Source organism: Alcanivorax sp. 1008, from assembly GCF_020667895.1.
GTDB lineage: Bacteria > Pseudomonadota > Gammaproteobacteria > Pseudomonadales > Alcanivoracaceae > PGZG01.
This window is the reverse complement of sequence record NZ_JAFMPS010000065.1, coordinates 1-1,887: the sequence shown is the minus strand read 5'-3', so window position 1 is coordinate 1,887 and position 1,887 is coordinate 1. Positions and strand designations below refer to the sequence as shown.

Below are 1,887 nucleotides of genomic sequence, written 5' to 3'. Positions count from 1 at the left end.
ACGCCAAAGCCATCCTCGACGACGCCCTGCTGCGCATCGTCGCCGACCACTTCCAGCTCGATGAACCGATCCGCGACGCCGCCACCTTCGCCGCCCGTATGCAACAACACAGCGGCGACATCGTGCCCGTGGCCGACAAACGCCTCGCCCTGATCAGCGACATGCTCAGCGAACGTGCCGATCTGGACCGCAGCCTGAACCGCAACTTCCCGCTCGCCTGGGCCCACGCCCACCGCGACATCAAGGCCCAGCTCGACGCCCTGATGGGCGAGGGCTTCCTGCGCCAGACCCCGGCCCCCTGGCTGGACGAGGTGCCCCGTTACCTGAAAGCCATCCGCCTGCGTATCGACAAGCTCGGCGGCCAGATCGGCAAAGACCGCGCCACCGTCGCCGAACTGGACGCCCTGTGGCAGCAATACCAGGCCCGCGCTGCCGGCCGGCCGCTGTGGCAACAGCCGGAACCGCTGGTGCGCTACCGCTTTATGCTGGAAGAGTACCGGGTCAGCGTGTTCGCCCAGCAGCTGGGCACGCGCATGCCGGTGTCGGATAAGCGGTTGAGGGAGCAGTGGCAGTTGTGTTGATGGCGGTCGCTCCGGGTCAGAAATGCCCAAGGGCGTGAATGGCGCTTTGTCTGGCAACGCATTGATGGTACTAATAAATCCCACGGAACGGGGGTAACAACAATATGAAACTCACCAATATTGAACAGGTGCAGAAGCGGGTCGGAAAATCCCATGCCCCTCGCGATCTTAAAGTCATTGATCAGGTTGACGAACACGCCAGCCGTTGGTTGTCGCATTCATGCTTCGGGTTTATCGCTTTTGGCAAAGCTGGAGATATTCAGCTGACCGCCGCAGGTGGTGAGAAAGGCTTTGTATCCACCGCCGACCCCCGTCATTTGCTCCTGCCTCTGGCCGCACTGGACGACACCAGTATGGTTCAGCCTGGCGTGTCTTTCGGTACCTTGTTTCTGGTCAGCGGCATGGAGGAAACCTTGCGCGTTAATGGCAAGGTGTCTGCCACGGCGGATGGCAAGGCAACGCTGGAAGTAGAAGAGTGCTACCTGCATTGCGCCAAATCGTTCCGCCGATCCGGCTTCTGGCTTGCCCGGCAAGTGGCGGCATTTCCTGATGACACAGCGAAGTTCGTCAGCAAGTCTACCTTTCTGGCCGTGGCGACCATGAACAGCAGTGGTCAGGTCGATGTCAGCCCTAAGGGCGATCCGGAAAACTTCCTGATTCAGGAGCACGATGGCTTTATCAGCTATGCGGACAGGCCCGGCAATCGCAGAATCGACAGCTTCCACAATATTCTCGAACAGCCAACGGTCGTCATCATGGCTCTGGTGCCAGGCCACAAGCATATTCTTGAGATCAAGGGCGCCGCAGAGATTCGCGCCGATGAAGACCTGCTGCAGCGATTCGAAGTGCAAGGCAAGAAGCCGAGTCTCGTCACAAGAGTGGCTGTGACCTCAAAGCAGGTCAAGCTCAGTGCAGCCATTGAAAACGCAGCGTTATGGCCCGCAGAAAATGGACCTGAAGAGCTGGTGCCAGCGGAGATATTCAAGGCTCATATAAAGCAGAGCAGTGAAAGCTCTCTGCAGGCAAAGGTGGCTCGTGCAGCGGTGTCCTTGCCCGGTGCCATGGCGAAAGGATTGGAGCTGGATTACAAGAAGAATATGTATTGAGGTTTTGGTCTGACGAATCAGGCTGGGATGCCAAGCGATCATATCAGGATGATGTCGCCTAGTGATAGGTAGCCTGAGGTCGGGCTTGCCAAACAAGATTGATTTCACTTTGTGCCTTAAGTCATTGATGGTGATAATCCATTTCGTTTGATGGGGAAGGTCCTGTGGGCTGGAATCCGGCGGGGCAGTAAGCCGGGCTG

General features: G+C 58.1%; 2 protein-coding genes. Both read left to right on the top strand.

Going from position 1 to position 1,887, the window contains the following annotated elements; all coding sequences use genetic code 11:
* Positions 1-581: DUF3418 domain-containing protein (locus tag J1C54_RS16220; protein WP_229149976.1), on the top strand; the 581-nt coding region annotated here is incomplete at its 5' end.
* Between the two features lie 104 nt (positions 582-685).
* Complete coding sequence (locus J1C54_RS16215; RefSeq protein WP_229149974.1) at positions 686-1,687, top strand: pyridoxamine 5'-phosphate oxidase family protein; 1,002 nt, start codon at positions 686-688, stop codon at positions 1,685-1,687.
* The last annotated feature ends 200 nt before the right edge of the window (positions 1,688-1,887 follow it).

Coding starts and splice junctions, on each gene's coding strand:
- J1C54_RS16215 (WP_229149974.1), top strand. CDS start 686: ATGAAACTCACCAATATTGAACAGGTGCAGAAGCGGGTCGGAAAATCC.